The following is an 18,502-nucleotide window of genomic DNA, read 5'->3' as shown; positions in this document are numbered from 1 at the left end:
GAGTGGCCTTTTTTGTATCTGTGGAAAAAGTCCTTTCGCAACAATGATCTGTCATCGTGCAGTGAACCGCTCAGGATCTTCAGACCCGCCGAGTTGCGACTATGCTTGAGTCGCAGGCAAGAGGTCTGCAATCCGGGACCTGCCCTCGCCGATACCCGACGAGAGGCGTAGTATTTTGTGATTATTTTTTTCTACAGGGATTGGTAACTTGGCTGGATACCCCCATCCTGTCGCGCACAATCCAAGAGGTGATTGATGCGCGCCAACTCGTCTGATCCACAAGACACCCTCACCGTGAATCCATCGATCAAGCCCGAGCGCATGCGCTTGCTGGATCGAATCAGCAAATACCGGCAACCGATTGGTCTGGCGGTCACTTTGCTGTTGTTCGCTATCGCGCTGATTGCCTGTCGCCATCTGCTCAGCGAACTCGACCTCTATGCCCTGCACGACTCGATTCTCGACGTGCCGAAGCCGGCCCTGCTGGGCGCTTTCGGCGCGACCGTCGTCGGCTTCATCATTCTGCTGGGCTACGAATGGTCGGCCAGCCGCTATGCCGGCGTGACCATCCCGCCGCGTACGCTGGCGCTCGGTGGCTTCACGGCATTCGCGATCGGCAACGCCATCGGTCTGTCGATGCTGTCCGGCGGCTCGGTGCGTTACCGTTTATATGCACGGCTTGGCCTGGGCGCTTCGGAAGTCGCGCACATGACCCTGTTTGCCAGCCTGTCGCTGGGATGCGCCCTACCCCCGCTGGCGGCACTGGCCACCCTGAGTGACCTGCCGGCAGCTTCCCAGGCGCTGGGCCTGTCCGAAGGCCTGCTGGCCACGATTGCCTCTGCCGTGCTGCTGCTCGGCGCGATTCTGGCCATGGGCATTTATCGTCGGCGTCTGCCGGAGCAACCGTATCGCGACAATCTGCTGGTCAAGGTCGGCCGCCGCACCCTGCGCCTGCCGGGCCGACGCCTGACGTTCCTGCAACTGGTCATCACTGCCCTCGACGTCGCCGCTGCCGCCACCGTGCTGTACATGTTGCTGCCGGAAGCCCCGCCATTCGGCGCATTCCTGCTGGTGTACCTGCTGGCCCTGGCGGCCGGCGTGCTCAGCCATGTGCCGGGCGGCGTCGGGGTTTTCGAAGCGATTCTACTGGCTGCCTTCGCCGACAAGCTCGGCGCAGCACCGCTGGCCGCTGCCCTGCTGCTCTATCGCATGATCTATGTGGTGCTGCCATTGCTGGTGGCCTGCGTACTGCTGCTGATCAATGAAGGTCAGCGGTTGTTCCAGACCCAGACCATGCGTGCCGCTTCCGGTCTGGCCGCACCGATCCTCGCGGTGCTGGTGTTCCTGTCCGGCGTGGTGCTGCTGTTCTCCGGCGCGACGCCTGAAATCGACACGCGCCTGGAACACATCGCCTACCTGATCCCTCATCGTCTGGTCGATGCCTCGCACTTCGGCGCCAGCCTGATCGGCGTGCTGTGCCTGATGCTCGCCCAGGGCCTGCGTCGCCGGCTGTCGGCGGCGTGGATGCTGACCACCATTCTGCTGCTGGTGGGTGCCCTGCTCTCGCTGCTCAAGGGTTTCGACTGGGAAGAAGCCACGTTGATGACCCTCACCGCCGCGCTGCTGGGGGTGTTCCGTCGTTCTTTCTATCGCCCGAGCCGTCTGACCGAAGTGCCGTTCTCGCCGCTGTATCTGGTGGCGAGCCTGTGCGTACTCGGCGCTTCGACCTGGCTGTTGCTGTTCGCCTACCAGGACGTGCCGTACAGCCATCAGCTGTGGTGGCAGTTCACCCTGGACGCCGATGCCCCGCGCGGCCTGCGTTCGCTGCTCGGTGCTGCGGTGCTGTTGCTGGTGATCGCCCTGACCTGGCTGCTGCGCACCGCCCGCCCGGTGATTCATCTGCCGACCCCGGACGAGCTGGAGCGCGCCTCGAAGGTCCTGATGGCTTCCTCGCAACCGGACGGCGGCCTGGCCCTGACCGGTGACAAGGCGCTGCTGTTTCACCCCAACGACGAGGCCTTCCTGATGTACGCCCGTCGCGGCCGCAGTCTGGTGGCGCTGTACGACCCGATCGGTCCCGGCCAGCAACGGGCGGAAATGATCTGGCAGTTCCGTGACCTGTGCGACATCCACCATGCCCGTCCCGTGTTCTATCAAGTGCGCGCCGAGAACCTGCCGTACTACATGGACATCGGCCTGACCGCGATCAAGCTCGGCGAAGAAGCCCGGGTCGATCTGCATCGCTTTGACCTGGATGCCAAGGGCAAGGAGATGAAGGACCTTCGCTACACCTGGAACCGTGGTACCCGCGACGGTCTGTCGCTGGAGATCTTCGAGCCGGGCCAGGCGCCGATGGATGAGCTCAAGGTGATTTCCGATGCCTGGCTGACCGGCAAGAACGTACGCGAGAAAGGCTTCTCCCTCGGCCGTTTCAGCGACGATTACCTGAAGCATTTCCGCATCGCGGTGATTCGCTTCGAAGGCCGCCCGGTGGCGTTTGCCAACCTGCTCGAGACTTACAGCCATGACCTGGCCAGCCTCGACCTGATGCGCTCGCACCCGGACGCCCCCAAGCTGACCATGGAGTTTTTGATGGTCGGTCTGATTCAACATTATAAGAGTCACGGATACGCGCGTTTCAGCCTGGGCATGGTGCCGTTGTCGGGGTTGCAACCCCGTCGTGGTGCACCGCTGACCCAGCGTCTGGGCTCGATGGTTTTCCGCCGTGGTGAGCAGCTGTACAACTTCCAAGGCTTGCGCCGCTTCAAAGACAAGTTCCAGCCTGACTGGGAACCCCGTTATATGGCAGTGCCCGCCGGACTCGATCCGCTGGTGGCACTGGCCGATACTGCTGCCCTGATCGCGGGCGGCTTGACTGGATTGGTGAAACGCTGATGATTCAACGCTCCCTGAAGTACATCCTGGCCGCACTGATCGTGCTGGCCGTGATTGCCGGCGGCGGTTACTGGTACCTCAAACGCCCGGCACCGGAACCGACCCTCGAACAGCTAAAACCGGCTGACGGCACCGTGATGACCCGGGTCATCCCCGGCACCAAGCCCAAGGCCCAGGTGCTGGTGGCGGTCGAGGACGACAAGAAACTCACCGACAATCAGCTGACCACCCTGAGCCGCAGCGCCTCGGCGCAGATCGTCCAGGTGATTCTGCCCAAGGACTGCCTGCTGCAAAGCCGCGCACTGCAAAGCGGTCTGCGTGAACTGAACGGCCCGGCGACCCTGGTCAGCGGCATCGGCCCTGGCGCGGTGCTGGCCTGGCGCTGGCTGTCGGAACAGAAGGACGACAAGGCCCAGGCCGTGTCGGTCGACCTGGCCCTGGAAAAAGGCGGCTGCACTCACCTGCTGCCAAAATCCGCCGCCCACGGCCACTGGCTGGTGGCCTGGAACGACAACCCGGACGACACCAGCGCCGGTTTCGTACGTGATCAACCGAACGCCGAAACCAGCATCAGCGACTACGACATCAACCTGCCGCAAGTGTTGAACAACGAACTGCGCAAGATCCTCGTTGGTGGTGACAAGGCCAACGGCGGCCTGCAGATCCCGGTGGTGGAAGTCCCGGCCGGCCAGGCCAAGGACACCGTGACCCTGTTCCTGTCCGGTGATGGTGGCTGGCGAGATCTCGACCGCGACGTGGCCGGTGAAATGGCCAAGATCGGCTACCCGGTGGTCGGCATCGACACCCTGCGCTACTACTGGCAGCACAAGAGCCCGGAACAGAGCGCGCTGGACCTGACCGAACTGATGCAGCACTACCGCCAGAAATGGGGCACCAAACGCTTCATCCTGACCGGTTACTCGTTCGGCGCCGACGTCCTGCCGGCCATCTACAACCGCCTGCCGGAAACCGAGCAGCAACGCGTCGACGCCATCATCCTGCTGGCTTTCGCCCGCACTGGCAGCTTCGAAATCGAAGTCGAAGGCTGGCTCGGCAACGCCGGCAAAGAAGCCGCCACCGGCCCGGAAATGGCCAAACTGCCACCGGCCAAGGTCGTGTGCATCTACGGCGAAGAAGAGAAAGATGAAAGCGGCTGCACCGACAAAACAGCGGTGGGCGAAGCGGTGAAGCTGCCTGGCGGCCACCACTTCGACGAGAACTACCCGGCGCTGGCCAAGCGGTTGGTGGATCTGATCGAGAAGCGTCAGAGCAAGGATCAGCCGGCAGAGTGATCTGAGGCGCTCCAACGAAAAGCCCCCGCAACCTTAGGGTTGCGGGGGCTTTTTCATTCCCATAGTCACAAAGAGAACTACGCGGGATTCAATTAACTGTCAGCTCTTCCTGCCAGTACCTTGCCCGCATGTCGTCATGACTGATCGCTTGAGCCGGATCGAAATTGATCAGTCGTGCTTTTACTACCGCTTCAGTCCGAAGATTCTCAAGTTCATCCAGCATCTCTTGTTCCGGTAATTCCGTCATACAAACCGACCTCGCGCACCGTAATGACTCCGTGAGAACTAGCCTACCCGCTCCCATAGTGGATTGGCGCCTGGAACAGGTTTGGTACAGCGACACAAAAAAGCCCCCGCCAGCCACAAGACCGACGGGGGCTTTTCAATTAAGGCGGAGCCTACATCTCCACCTGCGTCCCCAACTCAATCACCCGGTTCAGCGGCAGATTGAAGAACCGCAGGTTGCCGTTGGCATTCTTCAACATGAACGCAAACAGCGCTTCACGCCAACGGGCCATGCCTTCGAGTTTCGAGGCGATCACCGTTTCGCGGCTGAGGAAGTAGGTGGTGCGCATCGGGCTGAAGTCGAGGTCGTCCAGATGGCAGAGCTTCAGCGCCTGCGGCACGTCCGGTTCGTCGGTGAAGCCGAAGTGCAGGATCACCCGGAAGAAACCTTCGCCGTGGGCTTCGACTTCGAAGCGTCGCGATGGCGGGACGCGCGGGATGTCTTCGTACACCACAGTCAGCAGCACAACCTGCTCGTGCAAGACCTGGTTGTGCAGCAGGTTGTGCAACAGCGCGTGTGGCACGGCGTCGGAGCGGGCGGTAAGGAACACGGCAGTGCCCTGAACACGGTGTGGCGGCTGCACGCGGATACTGCTGATGAAAATCGGCAGCGGCAGCGCGCCTTCGTCCAGACGCTCGACCAGCAATTGCTTGCCGCGCTTCCAGGTGGTCATGAGGATGAACAAGGCGATACCGGCGACCACCGGGAACGCACCGCCCTGGACGATCTTCGGCACGTTGGCGGCGAAGTACAGGCCGTCCACCAGCAGGAAGCCGATCAGCACCGGCACGGCCAGCACCGGAGGCCATTTCCACAGCAAGAGCATGACCGCCGACACCAGAATCGTGGTCATCAGCATGGTCCCGGTCACCGCCACGCCGTAGGCAGAGGCCAGGGCGCCGGAGGACTCGAAGCCCAGCACCAGCAGGACCACACCGACCATCAGCGTCCAGTTCACCGCACCGATGTAGATCTGGCCCTGCTCATCGCTGGAGGTGTGCTGGATGTACATGCGCGGGATGTAGCCGAGCTGGATCGCCTGACGGGTCAGGGAGAACGCGCCGGAGATCACCGCTTGCGAGGCGATCACCGTGGCCAGGGTCGACAGGCCCACCAGCGGAATCAGCGCCCAGCTCGGCGCCAGCAGGTAGAACGGGTTGCGCGCCGCTTCCGGGTTGTCCAGCAGCAAGGCGCCCTGACCGAAGTAGTTGAGCACCAGCGCCGGCAGCACCAGCAGGAACCACGCCCGGGCAATCGGTTTGCGCCCGAAGTGGCCCATGTCGGCGTACAGCGCTTCGGCACCGGTCAGTGCCAGCACCACGGCGCCGAGGATCGCCACACCCATGCCGGCATGCACCATGAAGAAACGCACGGCCCAGATCGGGTTCAGTGCCTTCAGCACCTCCGGGGAATGACTGATGCCGTACACGCCGAGGGCGCCAAGCACCAGGAACCAGGTGACCATGATCGGCCCGAAGAGAATGCCGATCCGCGCCGTACCGTGACGCTGGATCAGGAACAGACCCACCAGCACCACCAGCGACAATGGCACGACCCAATGGTCGATCCCGTCAAACGCCAGGCCCAGACCTTCAATGGCCGAGAGTACGGAAATCGCCGGGGTGATCATGCTGTCACCGTAGAACAGCGCCGCACCGATCAGGCCGCAGACCACCAGCAGCGAACGCAACTTCCTGCGCTCCCCTGCCGCCCGCCGCGCCAGCGCGGTGAGCGCCATGATCCCGCCCTCGCCCTGGTTGTCGGCCCGCAGGACGAACATCATGTACTTGATCGACACGACCCAGATCAGCGACCAGAAGATCAGCGACAGAATGCCCAGCACTCCGTCGTGATTGACCGGTACGCCGTAACCGCCGGAAAACACTTCTTTGAGGGTGTACAACGGGCTCGTGCCGATGTCGCCGTAAACTACCCCGACTGCCGCGACCAGCATGCTCAGCGGTTTTGCAGCCGAATGCTCGGCGCCCGCCGCCTGACTACTTGCCTGACCCATCCAACACTCCTGATTTCCAGACCGGCTTCTTTGAACGAAGCACTATGCTTTTTGATGCAGCATGCGCTGTTTTACCCGTTGTTACAGTCGTTTTGTTGACTGTAAAAAATTGGTAAAGCCCAACGGCGCGAAGCATAGCGCAGCACTCGTCGTATTTCCCTGCATAAAGCTGGTCAAGTGCGCTGCTCATCGCTAGAATTGCGCACTTTTTGATCAGAGGCGCACTTCAAGCGCCCGTCCGTCGGCTTCCGCCATCAGGCAAGCGACGTCACAAAACACCGAGGTTAGACATGTCCACCACTCCTGCGCCGGCCAATCCAAAGGTTGGCTTCGTATCTCTGGGTTGCCCGAAAGCACTGGTCGACTCCGAGCGCATCCTGACCCAGCTGCGCATGGAAGGCTATGACGTGGTGTCCACCTATCAGGACGCCGACGTGGTCGTGGTCAACACCTGTGGCTTCATCGACTCGGCCAAGGCCGAATCCCTGGAAGTCATCGGCGAAGCGATCAAGGAAAACGGCAAGGTCATCGTGACCGGCTGCATGGGCGTCGAAGAAGGCAACATCCGTGACGTGCACCCGAGCGTGCTGGCCGTCACCGGTCCGCAGCAGTACGAGCAAGTGGTCAACGCCGTGCACGAAGTCGTGCCGCCGAAACAGGATCACAACCCGCTGATCGACCTGGTGCCGCCGCAAGGCATCAAGCTGACGCCGCGTCACTACGCGTACCTGAAGATTTCCGAAGGCTGCAACCACAGCTGCAGCTTCTGCATCATCCCGTCGATGCGCGGCAAACTGGTCAGCCGTCCGGTCGGCGACGTGCTCGACGAAGCCCAGCGCCTGGTCAAATCCGGCGTGAAGGAGCTGTTGGTGATTTCCCAGGACACCAGCGCCTACGGCGTTGACGTCAAGTACCGCACCGGTTTCTGGAACGGCGCGCCGGTGAAGACCCGCATGACCGAACTCTGCGAAGCGCTGAGCACCCTCGGCGTCTGGGTCCGCCTGCACTACGTTTACCCGTACCCGCACGTCGACGAGCTGATCCCGCTGATGGCCGCCGGCAAGATCCTGCCGTACCTGGACATCCCGTTCCAGCACGCCAGCCCGAAAGTCCTGAAGTCGATGAAACGCCCGGCGTTCGAAGACAAGACCCTGGCGCGGATCAAGAACTGGCGCGAAATCTGCCCGGACCTGATCATCCGTTCGACCTTCATCGTCGGCTTCCCCGGCGAAACCGAAGAAGACTTCCAGTACCTGCTGGACTGGCTGACCGAAGCCCAGCTCGACCGCGTCGGCTGCTTCCAGTATTCGCCGGTCGAAGGCGCACCGGCCAATGACCTGAACCTCGACATCGTCCCGGACGACGTCAAGCAGGATCGCTGGGAGCGCTTCATGGCGCACCAGCAGGAAATCAGCTCGACCCGCCTGCAAATGCGCATCGGCCGTGAAATCGAAGTGCTGGTGGACGAAGTCGACGAGCAAGGCGCGGTCGGCCGCTGCTTCTTCGATGCCCCGGAAATCGACGGCAACGTGTTCATCGACAACGGCAGCAACCTCAAGCCGGGCGACAAGGTCTGGTGCAAGGTGACCGACGCCGACGAATACGACCTCTGGGCCGAACAGATCTAAACGCGAAAAATACGAAAAGCCCCGCTCTCTTTTACGAGATGCGGGGCTTTTTTACGGCTATCGTTTGTGGGGGGAAGGACTCCCCTCATTCATGACATAGAGGCTATCGGGCATGCGCCACCATTCGGTCATCCACACGCCGAAACTCAGCGATTATCAGGAACTGACCCGGGTCTGGGAGGCCTCGGTCCGCGCGACCCATGATTTTCTGCCGGACAGTTACATCGAGCTGCTGCGCAATCTGGTGCTGACCCGCTACCTCGATGCGGTGATGCTGATCTGCACCAGGGACAGCCACCAGCGCATCACCGGGTTTGCCGGCGTGGCGGCGGGCAAGATCGAAATGCTGTTCATCGACCCCGAGCATCGCGGCCAGGGCCTGGGCAAGAAGCTGCTGAGATACGCCATGGAACACCTGAACGCCGATGAACTGGACGTCAACGAGCAGAACCCGCAGGCCCTCGGTTTTTACTTCAAGCAGGGCTTCGAGGTGATCGGCCGGTCGGAAGTCGATGGCATGGGCCAGCCTTATCCGTTGCTGCACATGCGTCTGAAACAGCCGGAACAGCGCGCCGTACGCGGCTAAAAGCCACACGGTACAAATGCAATCGCGATTAACCGGCGCCAGGCAGGTACAATGCCCACCCCTTTTTTGTTACGGCCCTGTCATGACTGACCCGATTCGCCTCTCCAAACGCCTCATCGAACTGGTCGGTTGCTCCCGCCGGGAGGCCGAGCTGTTCATCGAGGGCGGCTGGGTCACCGTGGACGGCGAGGTCATCGACGAGCCGCAGTTCAAGGTCGGCGACCAGAAAGTCGAGCTCGACAAGGACGCCAAGGCCACCGCACCGGAGCCGGTGACCATCCTGCTCAACGTGCCGGCGGGCATGGATGTCGACACTGCGATGCAGTCGCTGAGCGCCGACACCCTCAGCGAAGAACACCGCTACGGCAAGCGACCGCTGCGCGGGCACTTCCTGCGCCTGACCGCCAGCGCCGACCTGCAACCCAAGGCCAGCGGCCTGCTGGTGTTCACCCAGGACTGGAAGGTGCTGCGCAAGCTCACCGCCGACGCGGCCAAGATCGAGCAGGAATACGTCGTTGAAGTCGAAGGCGAAATGGTCGCCCACGGCCTCAATCGCCTGCAGCATGGTCTCACCCACAAGGGCAAGGAGCTGCCGCCGGTCAAGGCCAGCTGGCAGAACGAAAACCGCCTGCGCTTCGCCATGAAGAACCCGCAGCCGGGGATCATCGCCCAGTTCTGCGAAGCGGTCGGGCTGAAGGTCGTCGGCATCCGCCGTATCCGCATCGGTGGCGTATCGATCGGCAAGGTGCCGGCCGGCCAATGGCGCTACCTGTCCGGCAAAGAGAAGTTCTAAGGCCTCCGTTGCCGCCATACATTCCGGCATCGCGCCTGCGCGGTGCCCACAGCGAACGATCAGGATTGCAAACATGGTTCATAACGACGTACTGCGCAGCGTGCGCTACATGCTCGACATCAGCGACAAGAAAGTCGTCGAAATCATCAAACTCGGTGGCATGGACGTGACCCTCGCCGACGTGGTGACCTGGCTCGACAAGAAGGAAGAAGACGAAGAAGGTTTCGTGCGTTGCCCGGATGAAGTCATCGCGCACTTCCTCGACGGTCTGGTGATCTTCAAGCGCGGCAAGGACGAAAGCCGTCCGCCGCAGCCGATCGAAGTGCCGGTGACCAACAACATCATCCTGAAAAAGCTGCGCGTGGCCTTCGAACTGAAAGAAGACGACATGCACGCGATCCTCAAGGCTGCCGATTTCCCGGTGTCCAAGCCTGAGCTGAGCGCGCTGTTCCGCAAGGTCGGCCACACCAACTACCGCCCGTGCGGCGACCAGTTGCTGCGCAATTTCCTCAAGGGCCTGACGCTGCGCATTCGCGGCTGATCCTTGAATAAACGGCGACTTCGGTCGCCGTTTTCATGCATGGCCCTCCATTCCCTCGAAAAATAGTGGCTCCGCTTTTCGCGGCCGGCGACTAGGGTGTACTGAACCCTAGCCCTCAGGATTCGCCATGCACCCGTACTTCTCCCTGCAAGGCCGCACCGCCCTGGTGACCGGCGGCACCCGTGGTATCGGCAAAATGATCGCCAAGGCCTTTGTCGAGGCCGGCGCCCGTGTGTACGTCTGCTCCCGGGACGCTGAAGCCTGTCATCAGACCGCTGAAGAACTCAGTGCGTTGGGCACTTGTGAGGGCGTGGCGGCGAATCTGGCGACCGAAGAGGGTGTAAAAGAACTGGCGGCCCGGCTGGGCGAGCAGATCACTCATCTGGACATTCTGGTGAACAACGCCGGCACCACTTGGGGGGCGCCGCTGGAGAGCTACCCGGTAAAGGGCTGGGAGAAGGTCATGCAGCTCAACGTGACTTCGGTGTTCAGTTGCATCCAGCAGTTTCTGCCGCTGCTGCGAAAGGCCGGCTCGGCAGCCAATCCGGCGCGGATCATCAACATCGGCTCGGTGGCGGGGATTTCTTCGTTCGGTGAACAGGCCTATGCCTACGGGCCGAGCAAAGCGGCCCTGCATCAACTGTCGCGGATTCTCGCCCGGGAACTGGTGAGCCAGCACATCAACGTCAACGTGATTGCGCCGGGACGCTTCCCGAGCAAGATGACCCAGCACATCGGCAACGACCAGCAGGCACTAGCCGAAGACACCGCGCTGATCCCGATGAAGCGTTGGGGCCGCGAGGAAGAAATGGCGGCGCTGGCGATCAGCCTGGCGAGTACCGCCGGGGCCTATATGACCGGGAATGTGATTCCGCTGGATGGCGGGTTCAGTCTTTAGGTCGGCGACGTGGCCGGACGGGTTATCATGCCCGCCCCTGCTCCGTTTCGAATGCAAACCATGACTTACAGCGTCTCCCCCATCGGCTTCGTCCGCTCCTGCTTCAAGGAGAAGTTCGCCATCCCGCGCCAGCCGCAACTGGCGCCCGCCGCCCGTGGCGTGCTGGAACTGGTGGCACCGTTCGATCAGGGCGATGCGGTGCAGGGACTGGAGCAGGTCAGTCATGTATGGCTGCTGTTCCTGTTCCATCAGGCGCTGGAAGACAAGCCGCGACTGAAAGTCCGCCCTCCCCGTCTGGGGGGCAACAAGTCCATGGGGGTGTTTGCCACCCGCGCCACGCATCGGCCGAACGGCATCGGCCAGTCGGTGGTGAAGCTGGACAAGGTCGAGGCCAATCGCTTGTTCATCTCCGGCATCGACCTGCTGGACGGCACGCCGATTCTCGATATCAAACCCTACGTGCCTTACGCCGACATCATCCCCGAGGCCTCCAACAGCATCGCCAGTGCCGCGCCGCAACTGATCGACGTGCAGTGGACGGATGCGGCGCTGCAACAGGCCCACACCCACGCTCAGCGCCTGGCCGAGCCGCTGGTGGAGCTGATCGAGCAGTGCCTGGCTCAGGATCCGCGTCCGGCCTATCAGACGCCCGCACCGGAGCGCGAATACGGCGCGCAGTTCTGGGATCTGGACGTGCGCTGGCATTACCCGACACCGGAGCAGATCCGCGTCCTGGAAGTCATCCCCGCCGAAGCGTGATCCCCGGAAACGAAAAAGCCCGCGCTGCCTTCTCAGGCAACGCGGGCTTTTCTGTTGGCATCGTCGCGATTACTTCTCGACGAACGCTCGCTCGATCAGATAATCACCCGGCTCGCGCATACGGGCCGAGATCTTCAGGCCGAAGCTGTCGAGCACTTCGCTGGTCTCGTCGAGCATGCTCGGGCTGCCGCAGATCATCGCGCGGTCGTCCTGCGGGTTGATCGGTGGCAGGCCGATGTCGCTGAACAGCTTGCCGCTGCGCATCAGGTCGGTCAGACGACCCTGATTCTCGAACGGTTCGCGAGTCACGGTCGGGTAGTAGATCAGCTTGTCACGCAGCGCTTCGCCGAAGAACTCGTTCTGCGGCAGGTGCTCGGTGATGAACTCGCGGTAGGCGACTTCGTTGACGTAACGAACGCCGTGAACCAGGATCACTTTCTCGAAGCGCTCGTAGGTTTCCGGGTCCTGGATCACACTCATGAACGGTGCCAGACCGGTGCCGGTGCTCAGCAGGTACAGGTGCTTGCCCGGGTTCAGGTCGTCCAGAACGAGGGTGCCGGTAGGTTTCTTCGAGATGATGATCTCGTCGCCTTCCTTCAGGTGCTGCAACTGGGAGGTCAGCGGACCATCAGGCACCTTGATGCTGAAGAACTCGAGATGCTCTTCCCAGTTCGGGCTGGCGATCGAGTAAGCGCGCATAAGCGGGCGGCCGTTTGGCTGTTGCAGGCCGATCATCACGAACTGACCGTTCTCGAAGCGCAGGCCCGGATCGCGGGTGCACTTGAAGCTGAACAGAGTGTCGTTCCAGTGATGAACACTGAGGACACGCTCGTGGTTCATGTTGCTCATGTACGTGGGACTCCTGGAGATTGATCTGCGCTTGCCCGGCTCGCGTTGAAGGATGCCGACGGTGCGCAATTGCATCGCATTCTAATAGCGCCGACAATATCTGTTAACTGGATTATTAAGATAAGGGTTATCGGTTATATCGATATGCGATTTACTCTTCGTCAACTGCAAGTCTTCGTCGCTGTCGCCCAGCAGGAGAGCGTGTCCCGTGCTGCGGGTCTGCTCAACCTGTCGCAATCGGCCGCCAGCACTTCCATCACCGAACTGGAGCGTCAGTCCAGCTGCCAGCTGTTCGATCGCGCCGGCAAACGCCTGAGCCTCAACGCCCTCGGCAAACAATTGTTGCCGCAAGCGGTGGCCATGCTCGATCAGGCCAAGGAAATCGAAGACCTGCTCAACGGCAAATCCGGTTTCGGCTCTCTGTCGGTGGGCGCGACCCTGACCATCGGCAATTACCTGGCCACCCTGTTGATCGGCGGCTTCATGCAGCGGCACCCGGAAAGCCAGGTGAAGCTGCACGTGCAGAACACTGCCAATATCGTGCAACAAGTGGCGCATTACGAAATTGATCTGGGTCTAATCGAAGGCGATTGCAGCCACCCGGACATCGAAGTGCAGAGCTGGGTCGAGGATGAACTGGTGGTGTTCTGCGCCCCGCAGCATCCGTTGGCCAAACGCGGCAGCGCGACCATGGAGGAACTGACCCATGAAGCGTGGATTTTACGGGAGCAGGGTTCGGGTACGCGCCTGACGTTCGATCAGGCCATGCGTCACCATCGTAGTGCGCTGAACATCCGGCTGGAGCTGGAACACACGGAAGCGATCAAACGCGCCGTGGAATCGGGTCTGGGGATTGGCTGCATCTCGCGTTTGGCGCTGCGTGATGCGTTTCGGCGCGGCAGTCTGGTGCCGGTGGAGACGCCGGATCTGGATCTGGCGCGGCAGTTCTATTTCATCTGGCATAAACAGAAGTACCAGACTTCCGCCATGCGCGAGTTTCTCGATCTGTGCCGCGCCTTCACCGCCGGGGTCCAGCGCAGCGACGAGATCGTCCTGCCGACAATCGCTTAAAGCAGAATCACCGCCCACACCAGGGCAATCATGCTCAGTGCCACGAATTGCGCGGCGCTGCCCATGTCCTTGGCGTTCTTGGACAGCGGGTGCAGTTCCAGGGAAATGCGGTCGATGGCCGCCTCCACCGCAGAGTTCAACAGCTCGACGATCAGCGCCAGCAGGCACACGGCAATCAGCAACGCCTGCTCGACACGGCTGACATTCAGGAAGAACGTCAGTGGAATCAGCACCACGTTAAGCAGCACCAGTTGACGGAACGCCGCTTCGCCGGTGAAGGCTGCGCGCAGGCCGTCCAGCGAGTAACCGGAGGCGTTGAGGATGCGTTTCAGGCCCGTCTGGCCCTTGAAAGGTGACATAAAGTAAACAACCGACCAAAAAGAAGTGGGGAAGCTAGTTCAACGAAAGTCAAAAAAGCGTGAAGACGCCAGCCTTTACTGGCTTGGAATTGACTCAAGTTGTTGCAAGAGTAAAGCCGCCTGGGTACGAGTCCGCACGTTCAGCTTGCGAAAGATCGCCGTGACGTGGGCCTTGATGGTCGCTTCCGACACGTTCAACTCATAGGCAATCTGCTTGTTGAGCAGGCCTTCACAGACCATGGTCAACACCCGGAACTGCTGGGGCGTTAGGCTCGCCAGGCCATCGCTGGCGGCTTTGGCCTCGTCGGAGACGCTGACGGCCTCGAACGCCTGTGGCGGCCAGAACACGTCGCCGTCCAGCACTTTGCGCACCGCTTCCTGAATCACGCTCAGGTCGCTCGACTTGGGAATGAAACCGCTGGCACCGAACTCCCGCGACTTGACCATCACCGAAGCTTCTTCCTGCGCCGAAACCATCACCACCGGAATCTGCGGGTACTGCCCGCGCAGCATCACCAGCCCGGAAAACCCAAAGGCGCCCGGCATGTTCAGGTCCAGCAGCACCAGATCCCAGTCGGCCTTCTCGGTCAGGCGCGCCTCCAGCTCGGCGATGCTCGCCACCTCCACCATTCGTACATCCGGACCAAGGCCCATCGTCACCGCTTGATGCAGTGCGCTACGAAAAAGAGGGTGATCATCGGCAATCAGGATGTCGTATGTGGCCATTTTTCAAATGATCCTGTTTTTGATGGCAGACCCGATGCATTCGGGGCTCACCAAGGCAAATCAAGATGCCGGCGCTTGTGCAGCGGCATCCACAGGGGCACGTTCAACGCCAATCACGGACAAAAACGGCGTTTCAAACCTTGGCCGCACCCCAATCGGCGCCAAGCATGCCCAGCGAAGCCGGGGTGGTCAAGCAACACGGCCACTGCTTTAGCAGTATGGGCCAGGATCAGGCCGGCACCGGCTGCGGGTTGGCTATAAAAGGCAGCAACTCGGCATGGGCCGGTGTCGATACATTCACCTCGAGCTGCTGCTTGGCGCCCAGGTAATGCTGGCTGAACACATCGAAATAGGCGTCCAGCGCCGAAGCGGCATCCGTATCGCCCGCCAGTTCCAGGCACAGCGCCGCCACTTCGGCGGTGCACAGGTGCTCGCTGCGGGTCGAACGGCGCAGGCGATAACGCGACAGTTTGTCGGGCAACAGACTCAGGATCGGCAGGCGATCGAAGTACGGGCTCTTGCGGAAAATCTTGCGCGCCTCGGTCCAGGTCGCGTCCAGCAGAATGAACAGCGGACGCTTGCTGCTATCGAGATCCACGGTGTTGGTGACCCGCGAAGGCTCGACGTACTCGCCGGGAAACACCAGATACGGCTGCCATTGCGGGTCGTTCAGCAGCGCCAGCAGTTGCTCGTCGGGTTCGGTCCGCGACCAGATGAAGGCGTGATTGTCCCGCACGATGTCGGCGATCAGCCAACCGGTGTTGCTCGGCTTGAACACTTCCTTGCCGGTCATGATCAGGCAGACACCCGAGCGGGTATCCACGGTCGGGCGCCAGGCGCACAGGCAATGACTGATGATGACCCGGCAGTCGCGGCAACGTTCGGAGCGGAAACCACGGGCCTGAATCGGCTTGATGCCCTCGTCCTCGCGCTGATCGCGCAGGCGGGCCACGGCGTTGGGGGCATGGTTCATTGCGGGCGACGCCGATTGACAGGAAAACTCGACACGAACAACTCTCGGCAAGGCAATAAAGGCCGGCAGTTTATCAGAGCAGCGGGCACAAGCCTGTACCCTCCCGACCGGCTCCCCTATAATTCGCCGCCACTGAACGCACAGCCCCGGGGCTGGTCGAACCACCAGTCACTGAATCAGGAGAGTTTCATGCTGCGCCTTATCGTTCCTACCGCGGCCATTGCGCTGGCGTTGTCCTTCAGCGCACAGGCTGCGTCCCTGAAAGAGCAGAACCTGAACAAAGAGCTGCAAAACGTCGCCGCCCAAAGCAGCGTCGGTACACCACGGGCGATCAACGAAGACATCCTCGATCAGGGTTACACCGTCGAAGGCACCACGCTGATCAACCACCTGAGCGTCCAGGCAAGCCATGCCGACAAGATGCGCGCCGATCCCAAGGCCGTGTACTTCCAGCTGGGGGCTTCGGTCTGCAACAACCCGTCGTACCGCAAGCTGATGGCCAAGGGCGCCGTGATGCGTTATGACTTCAGCGAAGTGAAGACCAATCGGGCGATCGGTTCGGCCAGCTATCAGGAATCGGACTGCCCGAAAGCAGGCCCGGCGAAGAAGAAGTAATCAACGAGAATTGGCGCGCCGCTGTTCATCCTCGGCGCGCAGTTCGGCCAGCAAGGCCTGCAGATAGCGCGAGCGACGCTCCCCTCCCGAAAGACGTCGGCAGCACTCCTCTTCGAGACTGACATGATTGGTCTCGGCCGATGCCTTCAACATTCGATACAGCTGCGTATCGATCTCCAGAATGACTCTGGTCATGTGTCCCGCCTCCTTGCCACCCGCAAATCCTTGAATCGCGTGCACCTTGCGTACGCTCGCTGACGCAAAGTTGTCGTACGGCGCCTTTAACTTAGTAAATCAGAGCATTTTGCCCTCGGTGCGCCATCGGACGAGCGGTGAAAGCACTTCGCAAAACCACAATAAGCAGTTGCCAGGCAAGACTTTGTGGCGCAATGCTCAATGAGCGAGAAATGCTTTGAGGGTCTAGATTCAAAGTATTCCCGATCATTTTATCAACGGCAGGAAAGGAGCTGCCGGACGTTTGTTTTTCTTGCAGCGCGGCACTGACGCCGCACGTCAGGGCCGAAGGCTCTGTGCAGAAGGAGAAGTTGCATGCCTTACCAACCGAATGACCTGCTCAGCCGTCATTTTCAGGAAAGCGGCCACGACCTTACCGGCAAGGTCGAAGAACAACTCAACCTGGTTTCCCCCAACAGCCCGAACATTCCCATCTACCGCGACATGATCCTGACCGTGCTGCGCATGGCCCAGGAAGATCACAACCGCTGGAATGCCAAGATCACCCTGCAGGCCCTGCGTGAACTGGAGCAGGCGTTTCGCACGCTCGAGCAGTTCAAGGGCCGGCGCAAGGTCACCGTATTCGGCTCGGCGCGCACGCCCGTCGAGCATCCGCTGTACGCCATGGCCCGTGAACTGGGCGCAGCCCTGGCCAGATCAGACATGATGGTCATCACCGGTGCCGGTGGTGGAATCATGGCCGCCGCCCATGAAGGAGCCGGCCGCGACAACAGCCTGGGATTCAACATCACCCTGCCCTTCGAACAGCATGCCAACCCTACCGTTGACGGCACCGGTAATCTGCTGCCATTCCACTTTTTCTTTACCCGCAAACTGTTCTTCGTTAAGGAGGCCGACGCACTGGTGCTGTGCCCCGGTGGCTTCGGCACGCTGGACGAAGCGCTGGAAGTGCTGACCCTGATCCAGACCGGCAAGAGCCCGCTGGTGCCAGTGGTGCTGCTGGACGCGCCCGGCGGCACATTCTGGCAAGGGGCGCTGGATTTCATTCGCCAGCAACTGGAGGACAACCGTTACATCCTGCCAACTGACCTGAAACTGATGCGTCTGGTCTACAGCGTTGAAGAGGCGGTGGAACAGATCAATCAGTTCTATGGCAACTTCCACTCCAGCCGCTGGCTCAAACGGCAGTTTGTGATTCGCATGAACCACAGGCTCAGCGACCGGGCACTGGACCACATGCAGGAAGCCTTCGCCGATCTGTGCCTGAGCGACCGGTTCCATCAACACGCCTATAACGGTGAGGAACACGACGAGGCGCAATTCAGCCATCTGGCGCGACTGTCCTTCGCCTTCAACGCCCGGGACCATGGGCGCCTGCGAGAACTGGTGGACTTCATCAACCTGCCGGAAAACTGGGCACAGTCCAGACCACAAACGGCGCAATCCTCCCGAGAACCGTCAAAGGTAATCTGAAGGCAAAAAAAAGCGGCCCGCTATCGAAATAGCGGGCCGCTTTTTTATTTTTTGATTGAAGCTGGAACCGATTTAATCGTCCATACCTCTGCCGCTGAACAAGCGGTTGATCATCTCCATCGAGAATCCCCGATACGCCAGAAACCGGCCTTGTCTGGCTCGCTCCTTGGCGTCGACAGGAAGCTGTCCGGAGAATTTCCGTTGCCAGGTGTCTGTCAGCTGCTCTTGCCAGTTGATACCGCTCTCACGCAAGGCGAGTTCGATATCGGCACGCTGCAATCCGCGCTGACTGAGTTCCTCACGAATCCGTAACGGGCCATAACCTGAACGGGCGCGGTAAGAAACAAAGCTTTCCAGATAACGGGCTTCGGAAAGCAGCCCTTCTTCCGTCAATCGGTCGAGAGCTGTTTCGATCATTTCGGGTGGAGCGCCGCGCTGACGCAGTTTACGCGTCAGCTCGACTCGACCGTGCTCGCGACGTGCGAGCAGGTCCATTGCGGTTCGCCGCACCGCGACGAGGGTATCGAGTACGGCGGTTGTCATCGGTGC

At 61.1% G+C, this 18,502-nt stretch carries 19 protein-coding genes; 11 read left to right on the top strand and 8 right to left on the bottom strand.

The window, feature by feature from the left end:
* Positions 1 to 255 precede the first annotated feature (255 nt).
* The gene (mprF, locus tag ACKLNA_RS14150) at positions 256 to 2,895 is read left to right on the top strand and encodes a bifunctional lysylphosphatidylglycerol flippase/synthetase MprF (RefSeq protein ID WP_085712914.1); all 2,640 of its coding nucleotides are present in this window, start codon (positions 256 to 258) and stop codon (positions 2,893 to 2,895) included.
* Positions 2,895 to 4,187 carry a virulence factor family protein gene (locus ACKLNA_RS14145; protein WP_085712913.1) on the top strand — a complete coding sequence of 431 codons (1,293 nt, stop codon included), beginning with the start codon at positions 2,895 to 2,897 and terminating at the stop codon, positions 4,185 to 4,187. Before mprF ends, ACKLNA_RS14145 begins: the two co-directional genes overlap by 1 nt.
* An 88-nt stretch (positions 4,188 to 4,275) precedes the next feature.
* Here the strand turns inward: ACKLNA_RS14145 and ACKLNA_RS14140 are convergent, their stop codons facing one another.
* On the bottom strand, positions 4,276 to 4,434 hold the full coding sequence (locus ACKLNA_RS14140; RefSeq protein WP_408986200.1) for a hypothetical protein: 159 nt from the start codon (positions 4,432 to 4,434) through the stop codon (positions 4,276 to 4,278).
* A gap of 151 nt (positions 4,435 to 4,585) precedes the next feature.
* On the bottom strand, positions 4,586 to 6,427 hold the full coding sequence (locus tag ACKLNA_RS14135) for a potassium transporter Kup (protein WP_371321039.1): 1,842 nt from the start codon (positions 6,425 to 6,427) through the stop codon (positions 4,586 to 4,588).
* Between the two features lie 350 nt (positions 6,428 to 6,777).
* Here ACKLNA_RS14135 and rimO point away from each other — a divergent pair, with 350 nt between their 5' ends.
* From rimO to tsaA, 6 genes are all read left to right on the top strand, one after another.
* Entirely contained in the window at positions 6,778 to 8,115 is a 1,338-nt protein-coding gene (rimO, locus tag ACKLNA_RS14130) for a 30S ribosomal protein S12 methylthiotransferase RimO (protein ID WP_408986199.1), read from the top strand.
* A gap of 112 nt (positions 8,116 to 8,227) precedes the next feature.
* On the top strand, positions 8,228 to 8,701 hold the full coding sequence (locus ACKLNA_RS14125) for a GNAT family N-acetyltransferase (RefSeq protein WP_085702626.1): 474 nt from the start codon (positions 8,228 to 8,230) through the stop codon (positions 8,699 to 8,701).
* Between the two features lie 82 nt (positions 8,702 to 8,783).
* On the top strand, positions 8,784 to 9,494 hold the full coding sequence (locus ACKLNA_RS14120) for an rRNA pseudouridine synthase (RefSeq protein ID WP_134825697.1): 711 nt from the start codon (positions 8,784 to 8,786) through the stop codon (positions 9,492 to 9,494).
* Between the two features lie 73 nt (positions 9,495 to 9,567).
* A complete protein-coding gene (locus ACKLNA_RS14115; protein ID WP_114881683.1) occupies positions 9,568 to 10,035 on the top strand; it encodes a DUF1456 family protein in 468 nt (155 codons plus the stop codon).
* Positions 10,036 to 10,162: 127 nt separating this feature from the next.
* Positions 10,163 to 10,933 carry an SDR family oxidoreductase gene (locus ACKLNA_RS14110; RefSeq protein WP_134825696.1) on the top strand — a complete coding sequence of 257 codons (771 nt, stop codon included), beginning with the start codon at positions 10,163 to 10,165 and terminating at the stop codon, positions 10,931 to 10,933.
* A 60-nt stretch (positions 10,934 to 10,993) separates the two neighbouring features.
* Positions 10,994 to 11,692, top strand: coding sequence for a tRNA (N6-threonylcarbamoyladenosine(37)-N6)-methyltransferase TrmO (gene tsaA / locus ACKLNA_RS14105; protein ID WP_408986198.1), 699 nt, complete (start codon positions 10,994 to 10,996; stop codon positions 11,690 to 11,692).
* A gap of 69 nt (positions 11,693 to 11,761) precedes the next feature.
* On the opposite strand, the gene fpr is transcribed toward tsaA, so the two are convergent.
* Entirely contained in the window at positions 11,762 to 12,541 is a 780-nt protein-coding gene (fpr, locus tag ACKLNA_RS14100; protein WP_003222277.1) for a ferredoxin-NADP reductase, read from the bottom strand.
* A gap of 144 nt (positions 12,542 to 12,685) precedes the next feature.
* Here fpr and ACKLNA_RS14095 point away from each other — a divergent pair, with 144 nt between their 5' ends.
* On the top strand, positions 12,686 to 13,612 hold the full coding sequence (locus tag ACKLNA_RS14095; protein WP_085712905.1) for a LysR family transcriptional regulator: 927 nt from the start codon (positions 12,686 to 12,688) through the stop codon (positions 13,610 to 13,612).
* Here the strand turns inward: ACKLNA_RS14095 and ACKLNA_RS14090 are convergent.
* The 3 genes from ACKLNA_RS14090 to ACKLNA_RS14080 all read right to left on the bottom strand — a co-directional run bounded on the left by ACKLNA_RS14090 (position 13,609) and on the right by ACKLNA_RS14080 (position 15,670).
* Positions 13,609 to 13,971 carry a diacylglycerol kinase gene (locus ACKLNA_RS14090; RefSeq protein ID WP_003222276.1) on the bottom strand — a complete coding sequence of 121 codons (363 nt, stop codon included), beginning with the start codon at positions 13,969 to 13,971 and terminating at the stop codon, positions 13,609 to 13,611. The genes ACKLNA_RS14095 and ACKLNA_RS14090 overlap by 4 nt on opposite strands.
* A 75-nt stretch (positions 13,972 to 14,046) precedes the next feature.
* Positions 14,047 to 14,697, bottom strand: a complete 651-nt coding sequence (erdR, locus tag ACKLNA_RS14085) for a response regulator transcription factor ErdR (RefSeq protein WP_085712904.1) — start codon at positions 14,695 to 14,697, stop codon at positions 14,047 to 14,049.
* Positions 14,698 to 14,926: 229 nt separating this feature from the next.
* Positions 14,927 to 15,670: a tRNA-uridine aminocarboxypropyltransferase gene (locus ACKLNA_RS14080; protein WP_408986197.1), complete on the bottom strand. Its 744-nt coding sequence runs from the start codon at positions 15,668 to 15,670 to the stop codon at positions 14,927 to 14,929.
* A gap of 189 nt (positions 15,671 to 15,859) precedes the next feature.
* Here ACKLNA_RS14080 and ACKLNA_RS14075 point away from each other — a divergent pair, with 189 nt between their 5' ends.
* On the top strand, positions 15,860 to 16,285 hold the full coding sequence (locus tag ACKLNA_RS14075) for a PA3611 family quorum-sensing-regulated virulence factor (RefSeq protein WP_119427211.1): 426 nt from the start codon (positions 15,860 to 15,862) through the stop codon (positions 16,283 to 16,285).
* Here ACKLNA_RS14075 and ACKLNA_RS14070 read toward each other — a convergent pair whose 3' ends face one another.
* On the bottom strand, positions 16,286 to 16,480 hold the full coding sequence (locus tag ACKLNA_RS14070) for a hypothetical protein (RefSeq protein WP_085712901.1): 195 nt from the start codon (positions 16,478 to 16,480) through the stop codon (positions 16,286 to 16,288).
* Positions 16,481 to 16,834: 354 nt separating this feature from the next.
* On the opposite strand from ACKLNA_RS14070, the gene ACKLNA_RS14065 reads away from it, so the two are divergent.
* Entirely contained in the window at positions 16,835 to 17,953 is a 1,119-nt protein-coding gene (locus ACKLNA_RS14065) for a TIGR00730 family Rossman fold protein (protein WP_408986196.1), read from the top strand.
* Between the two features lie 72 nt (positions 17,954 to 18,025).
* Here ACKLNA_RS14065 and recX read toward each other — a convergent pair whose 3' ends face one another.
* Entirely contained in the window at positions 18,026 to 18,496 is a 471-nt protein-coding gene (gene recX / locus ACKLNA_RS14060) for a recombination regulator RecX (RefSeq protein ID WP_305837031.1), read from the bottom strand.
* Positions 18,497 to 18,502 lie beyond the last annotated feature (6 nt).

Source organism: Pseudomonas sp. UV AK001 (genome assembly GCF_046097675.1).
GTDB classification, from domain to species: domain Bacteria; phylum Pseudomonadota; class Gammaproteobacteria; order Pseudomonadales; family Pseudomonadaceae; genus Aquipseudomonas; species Aquipseudomonas kribbensis.
Note: the sequence above shows the minus strand (reverse complement) of the source record. Positions and strands in the feature narration are given on the sequence as shown.